11 protein-coding genes and 1 tRNA gene are annotated in these 13715 nt (G+C 69.4%); 7 read left to right on the forward strand and 5 right to left on the reverse strand.

Features of this window, described 5'->3' with window-relative positions; genetic code table 11:
• Positions 1-4: 4 nt before the first annotated feature.
• From IG75_RS0107040 to IG75_RS0107050, 3 genes are all read right to left on the reverse strand, one after another.
• Positions 5-1120, reverse strand: coding sequence for an XdhC family protein (locus tag IG75_RS0107040; protein ID WP_051714291.1), 1116 nt, complete (start codon positions 1118-1120; stop codon positions 5-7).
• 223 nt (positions 1121-1343) lie between these two features.
• Entirely contained in the window at positions 1344-1970 is a 627-nt protein-coding gene (locus IG75_RS0107045) for a response regulator (RefSeq protein WP_307686493.1), read from the reverse strand.
• The gene (locus IG75_RS0107050; protein WP_051714292.1) at positions 1967-3223 is read right to left on the reverse strand and encodes a sensor histidine kinase; all 1257 of its coding nucleotides are present in this window, start codon (positions 3221-3223) and stop codon (positions 1967-1969) included. Before IG75_RS0107050 ends, IG75_RS0107045 begins: the two co-directional genes overlap by 4 nt.
• Positions 3224-3784: 561 nt before the next feature.
• Here IG75_RS0107050 and IG75_RS38975 point away from each other — a divergent pair.
• The 4 genes from IG75_RS38975 to IG75_RS0107070 all read left to right on the forward strand — a co-directional run bounded on the left by IG75_RS38975 (position 3785) and on the right by IG75_RS0107070 (position 6764).
• Positions 3785-3943 (forward strand): hypothetical protein, encoded by a 159-nt coding sequence (locus IG75_RS38975; RefSeq protein ID WP_156058681.1) that lies wholly within the window; start codon positions 3785-3787, stop codon positions 3941-3943.
• A 152-nt stretch (positions 3944-4095) separates the two neighbouring features.
• Entirely contained in the window at positions 4096-4830 is a 735-nt protein-coding gene (locus tag IG75_RS0107060; protein ID WP_030520347.1) for a DUF7873 family protein, read from the forward strand.
• 280 nt (positions 4831-5110) lie between these two features.
• Positions 5111-5183 (forward strand) — tRNA-Glu (locus IG75_RS0107065).
• A 360-nt stretch (positions 5184-5543) separates the two neighbouring features.
• Complete coding sequence (locus IG75_RS0107070; protein ID WP_051714294.1) at positions 5544-6764, forward strand: styrene monooxygenase/indole monooxygenase family protein; 1221 nt, start codon at positions 5544-5546, stop codon at positions 6762-6764.
• Between the two features lie 51 nt (positions 6765-6815).
• On the opposite strand, the gene IG75_RS0107075 is transcribed toward IG75_RS0107070, so the two are convergent.
• A complete protein-coding gene (locus IG75_RS0107075) occupies positions 6816-8060 on the reverse strand; it encodes a cytochrome P450 family protein (protein WP_030520349.1) in 1245 nt (414 codons plus the stop codon).
• Positions 8061-8459: 399 nt separating this feature from the next.
• Entirely contained in the window at positions 8460-9374 is a 915-nt protein-coding gene (locus tag IG75_RS0107080) for a LysR family transcriptional regulator (RefSeq protein WP_030520350.1), read from the reverse strand.
• Positions 9375-9515: 141 nt separating this feature from the next.
• On the opposite strand from IG75_RS0107080, the gene IG75_RS0107085 reads away from it, so the two are divergent.
• From IG75_RS0107085 to IG75_RS0107095, 3 genes are read left to right on the forward strand one after another with little or no spacing between them, the layout of a single operon-like run.
• Positions 9516-10916, forward strand: coding sequence for an MFS transporter (locus IG75_RS0107085; protein ID WP_030520351.1), 1401 nt, complete (start codon positions 9516-9518; stop codon positions 10914-10916).
• A complete protein-coding gene (locus IG75_RS0107090) occupies positions 10913-11659 on the forward strand; it encodes a 3-hydroxybutyrate dehydrogenase (RefSeq protein ID WP_030520352.1) in 747 nt (248 codons plus the stop codon). The genes IG75_RS0107085 and IG75_RS0107090 overlap by 4 nt, the downstream gene beginning before the upstream one ends.
• Positions 11660-11698: 39 nt before the next feature.
• Entirely contained in the window at positions 11699-13657 is a 1959-nt protein-coding gene (locus IG75_RS0107095; RefSeq protein WP_030520353.1) for an acetoacetate--CoA ligase, read from the forward strand.
• Positions 13658-13715: the final 58 nt, after the last annotated feature.

Raw genomic sequence — 13715 nt, forward strand, 5'->3', positions numbered from 1 at the left:
CGGCTCAAACCCCGACCCGCGCGACCGGATTGCCGAAGCCGCCGCGATGGATGGGCGAATCGACATCGCACAGCCGCGCACCGGTGCCGCCGCGGCGCCGGGCGACCATCTCGGCGGCAATGGACACCGCCGTCTCCTCCGGAGTTTCCGCCCCCAGATCCAGGCCGATCGGGGCGGCCAGCCGGGCCAGTTCGGCATCGGTGACCCCGGCGGCGCGCAACCGGCGGACCCGGTCCGCGTGGGCGCGCCGGCTGCCGAGTGCGCCGATGTATCCGGCTTCGGTGCGCAGCGCGGCGGCGAGCAGGGGCACCTCGAATTTCGCGTCGTGGGTGAGTACGCAGATGACGGTCGAGGACGTCACCGAGACGGCGTTCAGGTATTCGTGCGGCCAGCTCACCACGACTTCGTCGGCGGCCGGGAAACGCGCGGCGGTCGCGAAGGCGGGACGGGCGTCGCAGAGGGTCACGTGGTAGCCGAGGAATCGGCCCATCCGGGTGAGCGCGGCAGCGAAGTCGTCTGCGCCGAAGACCAGCATCCGGGGCGGAGCGGGAAACGACTGCAGGAAAATCCGCAGCTCCCGGCCGCACCGGTCGACGAGGTCGAGGGGCGCGGTGGCGCCGGCCGCCGCCAGGTCCCGCACCTGCGCGAGGGCGCCGTCGCCCACCGGCAGATCGACCCGGACGTCGGGGCCCTGCACCAGCGCATGTCGTCCCTGCCCGGCGACGCGGTCGGTGAGAACGGTCGCCAGCGCGACCGGCTCGCCGCATCGGAGCGAAGCCAGCAGGTGCGGGAGCACGCCGCGAAGGGAACGGTCGACCGGCTCGACGAGAACGTCGAGCCACCCACCGCAGGGCAGAGACGGGGCGAGCATATCGTCACCGGCAGCGTCGTACCGGACCGTTGCCGGCACGCCACTGTCGAGCACCGCCGGCACTCGGGCACAGAGCTCGCCGTCCACGCAGCCGCCCGAGATGCTGCCCACCACCCGGCCCCCTACGGACACGGCCATGGCCGTTCCGGGTTGCCCGGGGCGTCCGGCGGAGCTGTTCACCACGCGGGCCAGGACAGCTCGCCCACCGGCAGCCGACCAGCGGTGCGCTGCCTCCCAGGCCGCCGTCATCGGGCGCACCGGGTATGGCCGAGGGCGGACCGTACCGGCACGATCGTGAGAGCCGCACACCTGTTCGATGCGGCGAATTCCGCCTCGTCTGTCATGCACGCCGCGTACCCCGCGGACCCGCCACTATTCGTCACCGGGACGGCGTCCCGTCTCCTCGTCGTCCAACGCCGGTGGTCTCGGCACCTGTCGTGTCGGGATTGCGGAAGACTGTGGGAACACTCGGCTACAGCCGAATGAGCCCCCGGGCCAGCGCTGTGGTCACCGCCGCGGTGCGGTCGGCGACCTCGAGTTTCTTGAAGATGCGCAGCAGATGGGTCTTCACGGTTGCCTCGGCGATGTAGAGCCGGACGGCGATCTCGGGATTGCTGTGTCCGCGGGCGACCAGTTCCAGCACATCGCGTTCCCGGGTGGACAGCTGTGGTTCGTCGGCCGCCGCGCGCGCCTCGAACAGTTTGGGCGCCAGGGAAGGCGTCAGCACGGTCTCACCACGAACAGCGGCGTACACGGCCGCGAGGAGATCGGTGCGGGAGCTGCCCTTGAGCAGGTAGCCGACGGCGCCCGCCTCGATGCAGCCGAGGATGTCGGCGGGATTGTCGTAGGTGGTGAGGATGACGATCCGCGGCGGGTCGTCCTGCTGCCGGATTCGCCGGGTCGTCTCGGCGCCGTCGATACCACCCATCCGCAGGTCCAGCAGCACCAGATCGGGCCGCAGCGTCGCGGTGCGGACGAGCGCTTCCTCACCGGAGCAGGCTTCACCGACCACCTCGATACCCTCGCCGGTACCCAGCACGGCGGCCATACCGGCGCGGACGACGGGGTGATCGTCGGCGATCAACACGCGAACGGTCAACAGGTCTCCTCGGGTGTCATCGGTGTGAACGGGACGGTGACCCGCACGGTGGTTCCCGCTCCGGGCTCGCCGTGGACCTCGAAATGCCCGCCGATCGCGGCCGCCCGGGTCCGGGCGCCGGCCAGGCCGTGGCCGGTACCCGGGTCGCCGTGGTCGGTGCGGCCGCTGCGGATGAGGTCGAACCCGGGACCATCGTCGATGATCTCGGCGGTCACATGGTCGTCGCCGTAGTTCAGGCCGACGGTGACGGTGCGGGCCGTCGGCGCGTGCTTGGCGATATTGGTCAGCGATTCCTGGACGGCACGCAGCACGACGACCGCGGCCTGGGTGGCCACGGCCGCTTCTGTGCCCCGCACCGAGCAGCGGACTTCACGCTGATACCGGTCGGCGTGGGTTTCGGCCTCACGGGTCACCGCGGCCACGAGTGAATGGCGCGCCAGTACCGGCGGAGTGCGGTCTGCGACGAAGGCCCGCGCCTCGGCCAGGCTTTCGCTCGCGGCGCGGCGCGCGAGATCGAGGTGGCGCCGGGCCCGTTCGGGAGCGTGCTCGAGATCGGCGTCGGCGGCCTGCACCAGCGCGGAAATACTGGTGAGGCTCTGGGCCAGGGTGTCGTGGATCTCGCGAGCGAGTCGATCGCGTTCGGCCGCGACTCCGGATTCGTGGGAAAGACGTGCCAGTTCGCCGCGACTGCGCCGGAGTTCGTCGATCATCGCGGCCCGTTGGCGCGACTGTTCGATGACGCGGGAGACGAACAAGCCCAACACTGTGGCGAACACGGCGCCGAGCACCAGGTAGGGCAGCCACCCCAGCGTCTGCCGGTCGATGCTGCGGGCGCGCAACATCGCACAGACGAGGGGCCACAGGTGGGCCGGCAGTATCGCCGCAAACCCGGCAGGCAGCGGAAGCGACATGATCAACAGCGGGGCGACCGCGAACAGCGCGAATGTCGCCGCCTGGTCGGCCAGTACCGCGCCCGCGAAGCCCACGAGCAGTCCTGCGGCGAATCCGGCCCCGCGGCCCCGGTCCTCCGCGAGAATGGCGGGTCTGCCCTGCGCGGTGTACCAGGGTACGAGAGCGGTGAGCAGCACGATGGCGATCGTGCGCCCACCGGCGGGGCTGCCGGTTCCGGTGATCAGGAAAAGCAGTGCGACGGCGAAGGCCACGGCGAGATAGCCGTCCCACAGGCCGAACCATCGGGTACGGACCTCGCGGCCCCGGTGCCGCGGCTCAGCGGATCGCCGCGCGGTGTTCACCCGTTCAGTCCTATCAGACGGCACAGGACGTACATGTCCACCGACCGGTCGACAACGGAGCGGTCCATCGGCCGATACCTGCGGCGTTCGGACGTTCCCAGCGTTACGGAGGTCGAATTCTCTCGTAGGGAAACGGTTCCGATATGAGTCGGTTCCTCGTCGCCGCGATCGGTAGCGGTTCGATTCTCGCCATCGTGCCGGCCACCGACCCGGGCCGCCGCCGGGCGACCACCTGGCGACTCGTTCGGTTGCTCTTGGCGGTGGTGATCGTCTGCGGGGTATTCGTGCATTCACTACCGCTGCACGGCAACGACCGGCCGGCGCGACTGGCCGGGGTCGGCCTCGGCGTCCTGTGCGGGCTGGTGGCCGGCCAGTTCCTGCCGGTGTCCCGGGACGGCGGCGAGATCGTCATCAGGGCGGGTCGCTCGCAGGTGGTGACCGTCACTCCGGTCTCCGGCCCGTGCACGTTTCACTGTCCGGATATGGGTATGTCCCGGCAGGACGGTGACGCAATGCGGCGCACCGGCTCGGCAGTTCCCGTCGTGTGCTCCAGGAGGGCCCGTGTCTTCGTTTCTCTCGTTCCTTTCGCTGATGCTCGTGCTGCCGGGACTGGCGGCCGCCGCCGCGTATGTGGCAGTGGCGGTGAGTATGTGGCTCGAAAAACGACACGCCGCGGGTGATCCCGGGCCCGCATCCCACCGTGCCCCCGGCCGGGCCTGACGGGATGCCGCCCGGCCGGTCGGCGGATCCACAGCCGTGACCGCCGCGCGGGCCGAAGGGTATCGCGCGCTGGATATTCGGTGGCATGCTCCGGCCTCACTCGGTTACGGTTCTTCCCGGTCGCGACGAGGTGACCGGAGGAGGGAAAAGCATTGTCCACCAAGCTGAATCAGCTCATCGCCATCGAGAAGGGCGCGAAGTCGCAGGCGAACGCGGATGTCACCGCCGCCTATCAGCGCGTGGGCAAGGCCGATCTGCTGGCCGGTATCTCCCGCACCTACCGTCCGCTCGACGATATGGGTGAGGAGCTGCCATCGGAGTCCAAGCGGGTGCAGGTGCGCACGCGCGAGGTGATCGCGGATATGAAGAGCACCCTGACACGGTTGTTCGATGTGACCGCGACGAAGGACACGGCAAACTGCGCGGCGAAGGCCGACGTCACCGTCGACGGCGTCACCGTCGCGCGCGACCTGCCGGTCACCTACCTGCTGTTCCTGGAGAAGCAGCTCAGCGAACTGAAGAAGTTCGTCGCCAAGCTGCCCACCCTGGATCCGGCGGAGTCTTGGTCGTTCGACGAGGTCAGCGATTGCTACGCCACCCAGCCGTCGCAGACGGTGCGGACCAAGAAGGTGCCGCGCAACCACGTACTGGCTCCGGCCACCGATAAGCACCCGGCGCAGGTGGAGGTGTATCACGAGGACGTCGTGGTCGGCCGCTGGACCACCACGAAGTTCTCCGGCGCGCTGCCGGCGAAGGAGGTCGGCGATATCGACGACCGGCTCGGCAAGCTGCTCGACGCGGTGCGCGTCGCCCGGGAGACCGCGAACGCGACGCCCGTGACGGACGTAGAGCCCGGCCGGGCCATTCTCGACTACCTGTTCGGGTAGCCGGGACCACAGACTCCCCCTGCGGGGGGATGGAGCGCAATCTGAGACTGAAATTCATCCTCACACAGCGCAGGCGCTGCCAGGGTCTGCCGAAAAACTCAGCTTCTTGCTCCAAGCTCAACAATTTCATCGATCGCTCGACGGCCGGATGTGCGCGATGCACCCCCGAGATCCGGGTTCGATTCCCGGTGGCGGCTCTCCCTGCCGCTGTGGCGTAAAGGAAACGCGCGGGGTTACTCACCATGACCCACACCCGCATACTCGGCGATCACAGGTGGAACGAACGATAGCTCATCCGGTAGAGCATCGGACTCTCATTCCGACGGTAGTGGGTTCGAATCCCACTCGTTTATCAGGAGGGGCCGGGAAGGGTATTCCCGGCCCCTCCGCCTGTCTCGACCGCATTCCGCGCCTCAGGCACCCGGTCGAGCTGCCGGTCGGCGCGACCGCCGTCTCGACCGAGCACCGCGAGGAGCCGAACCGGCACCGCGAGGGCAGCGAGACGATCCGGTACACCGCGTCGGCCCGTCCGAGGAAATCCCCCACTGCCACCGAGGCACCGCTCGCGCCCGGCGATGATCGCACCGCCATGGCGGTCAGCAGGAGTCGGCGCCGGCGATTTCGCACGGCGGATACCGATGTGCCCCTCCCACCTATTCGCCGAGGATCATCTGGTCGGAATCGGCCGAATGGGTCAGAGGAAAGGGCGCGTGATGGGACATATCCGAATTCTGGGGGCGGGCGAATGCGGGCTCCCGTTGGCACATCGGCTGCTACGCGCGGGTCGTCCGGTCACACTGGTGGCGGCTCGCGACGCCGCCGCCGTACTGAACGGCACAGTGACCAGCACCCAGGTCAAGTTCCCGGCGACACTGGACCTGGAAAGCGCGGCCGGCCTGGGGCACTGGCGGTCCGTGGCGCCCGAGATACGCGGTATCCGGCTGGCCGCGGTGATGGACGGTCAGCGGATACTGGGCTGGACCGGTCGATTCACCCGGCCGGCGCAGAGTGTCGATCAGCGTACTGTGTTCGCGCGCTGGCTCACCGATTACCTCGACGCCGGTGGGGATCTGGAGATCGGCGATCCGCCGGTGGCCGAAATCGACCGGCGGGCCGGCGAATACGACCTGACCGTGGTCACCCGCGCCTCCGGTGAGCTGGCCGCCTGCTTCCCCGCCGATCCCGGCTGGCCGGCGCCCGGACGCCCCGCGCGGCAGCTGGCCGTGCTCTACCTCGAGGGCGCGACGCCGGACCCGGACGACCTCGGGATCTATGTATCGCTTCCCGGCCTGGGGGAAGTGATCTCCTACCCCGGGCTCACGGGTTCGCCGGGCCAGGAGCGGCGGTGCGAGATGCTGCTGATCGAGGCGATCCCCGGCGGACCCCTCGATGTCTTCGATCCGCACCACCCACCGTCGGAGCAGTTGCGCCGGGCCCGTCGTCTGCTGGAAACCTATCTGCCCGCCGATCTCGCGGATCGCTATCGCACGGCCGAATTGACCGACGCCCGTGCCGCGCTGACAGGTGCGGTGCCGCCGGCCGTGCGCCGGCCGGTGGGAACACTGCCCTCCGGCCGGCCGGTGCTCGGCGGCGGCGATGTGGTGTGCCGGATGGACCCCGGCGGCGCCCAGGGCGCGAACAACGCCGCCCACTGCGCGGAGACCTACGCCGCCGCGATCCTGGCCTGTCCGGATGGGCCGTTCGACCGGTCCTGGATGGTGTCGGCCGCCACGCCGTGGCTCACCGGCACCGCGCACCATGCCGCGCGGTGGACGGCGGCGGTGCTCGACCCGCCGGCCGAGATGCAGCAGTTCATGCTGGCCGCGCAGCACGACCCCGCACTGGCGAACGCCTTCGCGGACACCTTCGCCCGGCCGGCCGATATGGTCCGCTTCACCGCCGCCCGCAACGCGGACACCGCACCACTCGGGTGATCGTGCCGACGCCGGTGTCCCCGGCCGGGCCCGACGGAGCCGGTGCGGGTCTCAGAGAATGGTCTGCTGTGGGCAGGGAGGGAAGTCCACCGGTAGATCGGCCAGGGCCCGGTGGAACGGCCCGGGCCGCCGCGTCAGCGCGTCGGCGGGTACGGCCAGCCGCAGATCGGGAAGGGCGTCCAGCAATTGATCGATGGCGCCCTGAGCGATCAGGTATGCCGCGGATCTGGCCGGACAGGAATGCGGACCCGCGCCCCAGGCCAGATGGGACCGGTTGCCGGTATGGTCGCCGGTGCTGATCGCCGGGTCGTTGTTGCACCCGGCCAGGCTGATCACCACGGGTTGGTTCGCGGGCAGCCAGACGTCGTCGATCAGGATCGGCTGCCGCGGGTAGGTGACACTGAAATTCGCCATCGGCGGGTCCTCGAACAGCACTTCGTCCAGCGCGTCCCGGGTGGCCAGCGCGCCGCCGAGCAGACTGCCCGCGAACCGGTCGTCGGTGAGGATCAGCAGCAGGGTGTTGATGATGAGGTTCTGCAGCGGCTCGATCCCGGCACCGTAGAGGACGACGATCTGATGGATGAGTTCCGCTTCGTCGAGATTCGCGGGGTGGGCGAGCACCCGCGAGGTGATGTCGTCACCGGGTTCGGCCCGCTTCAACTCGACCAGTTCGAGCACCGCGGCGCTGAGCATCTGGTTGCCGCGTTCGGCGTCCACACCGTCGAAGACCGTTTGCGTGGCTTCCGCGACCTTCCGGCCGATCTCGGGCGGGCAGCCCAGCATCGCGTTGATCGCCTCGAACGCCAGCGGGAACGCGTACTGGGTGACGAGATCGGCGACCCCCGTCTCGCAGAAGGCGTTGATCAACGGGACGGCGATCCGCCCGACCACGCCGTGCAGGGCGTGCAGATCGACACCGTCGATACCGGCGGTGTTGACCCCGCGGTAGCGGGCGTGCTCGGCGCCCGCGCTGCGGATCGCGCTCGGCCGCCACTCCAGGACCGGCAGCACCGGGCAGTCGGCGGGGATACTGCGCTGCCAGGCGCGCGGATCGGCGGGAAAGCGCTCGGGGTCGTTGAGAATACGCAGGGCGGCGCGATATCCGACCACCAGCGTGGCGGGCACGCCGGGCGCCAGTTCGACAGGAACCAGCGAACCGTATCGGTCGCGCATCCGGCGGTAGGCGGCGTGCGGATCGGCCGCGAACTCGGCGGAGTACAGCGGGACGCGGGGCTCGTCGCGACCGGCGGGCGAAGCGTGTTGGCCGGTGAGGGCCGAGGGTATGGGCAAGTGGATGACTCCAGCGACAGGACGGTGCTCATCGGTGCAGGGCTGTGCCCGCGGCCGCCGGGCTGTCGCACGGTCGCGGGCGGTCCAAGGATGGCCCAGTAGGTAGATCGACGACATCGGTAGGGCCGCCGCAGATTCGGCCCCGCGACAGCCGCAACGGCCGGCGCCCCGGCGAGTAGGCTCGGCCGCCATGGGGCACAGGGGCGGGCGGATCTCGGTGATGCCGGGACGCCCACGAGTCGTTTCGTCGGCCGCGAACGGGAACCGGACCTGATCATCGGGCTGTTGCTCGAGCGTGCGTGGCTGGTGACCTCGACCGCGCCGGGCGAACCGGCCGGCACAAGCGGGCAACACCGCATCGGCCGAGTGGGCTCTCCGGCACGCGGACCCCTGCCCGGGCACGATTCACCCGGCACCGAGAAGCGCGTCGCGCTGGTCGTCGATCATCGATCGGATCGCGGCGACCACCGCGGCGACTTCCGGACGACGCAGGGTTTCGGTGCGGGCCACCAGCCAGTAACCGAGGGTCACCGCCACCGAATCGGCCAGGACCCGCACCAGATCCGCATGGCGATCGGCCATGAAACAGGGCAGCAGGCCCAGCCCGGCGGACGCACGGGTCGCCTCGACGTGCACGAAGACATTCGTGGAGGTCACCGATTCCCGCATGGTGGGGACATGACCGGAGGCCAGGTCCAGATCGTCGACCTGGAGCATGGAATCGATGAAGTACACCAGCGGATACCGGGCGAGATCATCGATCGTCGCCGGGGCGCCGTGTTCCCGCAGGTATGCGCGCGAACCGTAGAGGCCCAGGCGGTAGTCGGCCAGATGCGTCGCCGTGGCCCGGCGTACCCGCGGTTCGCCGACGACGACCTCCAGGTCGAGCCCGGAGCGCTGTTGCGACGCCCGCCTGGTGGTCGCCACGAGTTCGACCGCGATATCCGGATGCCGCCGGCGCACCGCCGCCGCGGCGGGGGCCGCGATATAGGCGCTGAAGCCGTCGGTTGCCGAGAGCCGGACCTTGCCTGCCAGCACCCGGTTCCCGCCCGCGTCCGCCGCGAGTGATTTCACCGCCGACTCCACCGCCTCGGCCGCGGCCAGGGCATCTCTGCCGAGGTCGGTCAATTCCCAGCCGCCGGTCACCCGCGTGAGCACCCGCCCGCCGAGGGTCTGCTCCAGTGCGGCGATCCGGCGGGAGATGGTGGTGTGGTTGAGGCCGAGTTGGTCGGCCGCGGTGACGAATCGTCCCGAGCGACCGACGGCCAGCAGGACGAGAAGGTCGTCCGCGCTGGGACGACCCGGAAAGGCCGTGCTCATTTCTGCATTTTCGCACATCCGTACTGCAGTAATGGTCATTGCGGGGCTCTCGGTCTGCACCAATACTCGATGCAGCCAAGCAATGTGGGGCCCGTCACATCACCAGAGGCGATGTGGCCCCGGGCACGAAGGAGAAGTGCGATGAGGGAGCACAGCGCCGGAGCGGATCCGGCGGTATCGAAGGACGCCGGATCCGGTGGAACGGCCGCCGGCCTGCGGCGCGTGGTGGCCGCGTCGATGGCGGGCACCGTCGTGGAGTGGTACGAATTCTTTCTCTACGGCACCGCCGCGACGCTGGTGTTCAGCAAGGTGTTCTTCGCGGAGGGCACCAGCGACCTGGACGCGATCCTCGCCGCGTTCGTCACCTACGCGGTCGGTTTCGCGGCCCGCCCGCTGGGCGGCGTGGTCTTCGGGCACTACGGCGACAAATATGGCCGCAAGAAACTGCTGCAGTTCAGCCTCATCCTGGTCGGCGCCGCCACCTTCCTGATGGGCTGCCTGCCGACCTTCGGCCAGATCGGTTACTGGGCACCGGCCCTGCTGGTGGCGCTGCGCTTCATCCAGGGTTTCGCGGTCGGCGGCGAATGGGGTGGCGCGGTACTACTGGTCGCCGAGCACAGTCCGAGTCACCGCCGCGGCTTCTGGGCGAGCTGGCCGCAGGCCGGCGTGCCCGCGGGCAATCTGCTGGCCACGGTCGTCCTGCTGGTGCTGACCACGACGCTGTCCGACGAGGCGTTCCTCGGCTGGGGCTGGCGGGTCGCGTTCTGGCTGTCGGCGGTGGTTGTGCTGGTGGGGTACTACATCCGCACGAAAATCACCGACGCGCCCATCTTCGTCGCCGCACAGCGGGAAGCCGAGGAGATCAAGGCCACCTCGCTGAGCGTCGTCGAGGTGCTGCGCCGTTACCCGCGCGGTGTGCTCACCGCGATGGGACTGCGGTTCGGCGAGAACATCATGTACTACCTGGTCGTCACGTTCACTATCACCTATCTGAAGGTCGAGGTGCACGCCGACACCTCGGTGATCCTGTGGTGGCTGCTCGCCGCGCACGCCGTGCACTTCGTGGTCGTTCCACTGGTCGGCAGCCTGTCCGACCGCATCGGTCGCCGTCCCGTCTATATGATCGGCGCGCTGACGGCGGCCACCTGGGGCTTCTTCGCCTTCCCGATGATGGACAGCGGTAACAACCTGATCATCGTGTCCGCGATCATCATCGGACTGGTCTTCCATGCCTTCATGTACGCCGGGCAGCCCGCGATCATGGCCGAGATGTTCCCGACCCGCATGCGCTATTCCGGTGTATCCCTGGGCTATCAGGTGACCTCGATCGTGGCCGGATCCCTCGCGCCGATCATCGCGGTCAAGCTGCTCGATACCTACGGGTCCGCGGTGCCGATCGCCTGGTATCTGGCGGGCGCGGCGGCGGTCAGCGCGATCGCTGTCCTGGCCGCACGGGAAACGAAGGGGCTCGACCTGGAGAGCGTCGATCGCGCCGATGCCGAGAGCTTGGCCCCGCGTGCCGCCGAGGTGTCCGCGCGATGACCGATCTGGTGGGACGCAGCGCCCTGGTCACCGGTGGCGCGAGCGGTATCGGCGCGGCATGCGCCCGGGCGCTCGCGGCGCGCGGCGCCACGGTGACGGTGGCCGATATCGACGCGGCCGGCGCCGCGGCCGTCGCCGGGGAACTCGGTGGCGAGTCGTGGGCGGTCGATCTGCTCGACGTCGCGGCGCTGGAGGATGTGGACCTCCGCACCGACATCCTGGTGAACAACGCCGGGGTGCAGCACATCTCCCCCATCGACGAGTTCGCGCCGCAGCGGTTCCGCGACCTGCTCACGCTGATGGTCGAGGCACCGTTCCTGCTGGTGCGCGCGGCGCTGCCGCATATGTACCGGCAGGGCTGGGGGCGGATCGTCAATATCTCCTCGGTGCACGGCCTGCGCGCCTCCCCCTACAAGGTCGCCTATGTGACGGCCAAACACGGGCTGGAGGGGTTGTCGAAGGTGACCGCGCTGGAGGGCGGCCCGCACGGCGTGACGAGCAACTGCGTCAATCCCGGCTATGTGCGCACTCCCCTGGTCGACGAACAGATCGCGGATCAGGCCGCGGCGCACGGTATCCCCGAACAGGAAGTGCTGGAAAAGGTTCTGCTTACCGAGAGCGCGATCAAACGCCTCGTCGAGCCGGACGAGGTCGCCGCACTGGTGAGCTGGCTCGCTGCCCCGGAAGCCGGGATGGTCACCGGTGCGGCGTACACGATGGACGGCGGCTGGAGCGCGCGATGAGGGCGCGCTCCGGCCGGCCGTCCCGGCAGGAGAAATAGCATGCAACCACTGTGGGTGCCGACCGAACAGGACATCACCGAGGCCGCCCTCACCGACTTCGCGCGATTCGTCACGCAACGCACGGGTGCGAACACCGCCGACTATCACGCACTGTGGCGCTGGTCGGTCGAGGACATCGAGGGGTTCTGGCACGCGCTCTGGGATTATTTCGCCCTCGGGGATATCGCGGGCGAGGTACTGGCGGATGCGCGGATGCCGGGCGCGCGGTGGTTCCCCGGAACCCGGCTCAACTATGTCGACCAGGTGATCCGCCGGGCGCGCGCCGACCGGCCCGCGATCAGAGCGGTCGGCGAGGACGCCCCGGTCCGCGATATCTCCTGGGCCGAACTACTCGACCACACCGCCGCTTTCGCCCGGACGCTGCGCACCCTGGGCGTTCGGGCCGGCGACCGGGTGGCCGGATATCTGCCGAATATCCCGGAAACGATCGTCGCGTTCCTGGCCACCGCGAGTATCGGCGCGGTGTGGAGCGCGTGCGGACAGGACTACTCGCCGAAAGCCGCGCTGGACCGGCTCGGACAACTCGAACCCACCGTCCTGGTCACCGCCGACGGTTACCGATTCGGCGGCCGGGCGCACGACAAACGCGCCGATATCGCCGCGTTGCGCGCGGGCCTGGACTCGGTACGCGGCACGGTCGTGATCGAACGTCTCGGGCTCGCGGTGCCGGATGCGATCTCCTGGGACGACGCGATCGGCGGCGCCGAGACACCGCGGCCGGACCTCGCCACCGAACTCGTGGATTTCGACCATCCGTTGTGGATCGTCTTCTCTTCCGGCACGACCGGCCCGCCCAAGGGCATCGTGCACGGACACGGGGGTGTAGTGCTGGAACACCTCAAAGCCGTGGCGCTGCAATCCGATATCGGCCCGGACGATACGTTCTTCTGGTACACCAGCCCGAGCTGGATGATGTGGAATTTCCAGGTCGCGGGCCTGCTGACGGGGGCGACTATCGTCACGTACGAGGGCAGTCCCACCGCGCCGGCCCCGGACACGCTGTGGCGGATCGCCGCCGATGTCGGCGCCACCATCCTGGGTATCAGCCCGGGTTATGCGCTGGCCTGCATCAAGGCGGGCTCGGTTCCGCGCGCCGATCACGATCTGTCGGCACTGCGCACCGTCGGCGTGACCGGCTCCGCGCTACCGGCCTCGTCGGCGCGGTGGCTGAGCGAGCACGCCGGCGAACACGTCCACGTCTCCTCGATCAGCGGCGGCACCGATGTGGTCTCGGCGTTCCTCGGCGGCGTGCGCACCGTACCGGTATGGCCGGGCGAACTGTCGGCGCCCTTCCTCGGTGTCGCGTTGGACGCCTACGACCCGGCCGGGCAGCCGGTGCGGGGCGAGGTGGGCGAACTCGTGATCACCGCGCCGATGCCGTCGATGCCGGTCCGCTTCTGGCGCGACGAGGACGGTACCCGGTATCGCGACGCGTATTTCGACACCTTCCCCGGTGTCTGGCGGCACGGCGACTGGATCACCGTGACCGAGCGCCACAGTGTCGTCGTGCACGGCCGCTCCGATTCCACCCTCAACCGGCACGGTATCCGGATGGGCAGCGCCGATATCTACCAGGCGGTCGAACGGTTGCCGGATATCGCCGAGGCACTGGTGATCGGTGTCGAACAACCCGACGGCGGCTACTGGATGCCGCTGTTCGTGGTCCCGGCGCCCGGCGCCGAACTCACCGAGGAGCTCCAGGCGCTCATCGCCACCACGATCCGCACCGAGGTCTCGCCCCGGCACGTGCCGGACGAGATCATTCCCGCTCCCGGCATCCCGCACACCCGCACCGGCAAGAAACTGGAGGTACCGATCAAGAAACTGTTCCAGGGCGCCGACCCGGACGGCATCGTGGACCGCAACGCGGTGGACCGTCCGGAGCTGTTCGACTGGTACCGCACGATCCGGCCGGGCGGTGGCCGCGCCCAGAGGTGAGCTGCCGGTTTCCCGCGTCGTTCCGCGGGTAAGGCGTGCGCACGGGGGCCTGAACAGG

The sequence above is a fragment of the Nocardia rhamnosiphila NBRC 108938 genome (genome assembly GCF_000720425.1).
Classification (GTDB): Bacteria; Actinomycetota; Actinomycetes; order Mycobacteriales; family Mycobacteriaceae; genus Nocardia; species Nocardia rhamnosiphila.

Excerpts from the sequence above, each read along its gene's own strand:
- IG75_RS0107040 (WP_051714291.1), bottom strand. The coding sequence starts at position 1,120 with ATGACGGCGGCCTGGGAGGCAGCGCACCGCTGGTCGGCTGCCGGTGGG.
- IG75_RS0107070 (WP_051714294.1), top strand. The coding sequence starts at position 5,544 with ATGGGACATATCCGAATTCTGGGGGCGGGCGAATGCGGGCTCCCGTTG.
- IG75_RS0107080 (WP_030520350.1), bottom strand. The coding sequence starts at position 9,374 with ATGAGCACGGCCTTTCCGGGTCGTCCCAGCGCGGACGACCTTCTCGTC.
- IG75_RS0107085 (WP_030520351.1), top strand. The coding sequence starts at position 9,516 with ATGAGGGAGCACAGCGCCGGAGCGGATCCGGCGGTATCGAAGGACGCC.
- IG75_RS0107090 (WP_030520352.1), top strand. The coding sequence starts at position 10,913 with ATGACCGATCTGGTGGGACGCAGCGCCCTGGTCACCGGTGGCGCGAGC.
- IG75_RS0107095 (WP_030520353.1), top strand. The coding sequence starts at position 11,699 with ATGCAACCACTGTGGGTGCCGACCGAACAGGACATCACCGAGGCCGCC.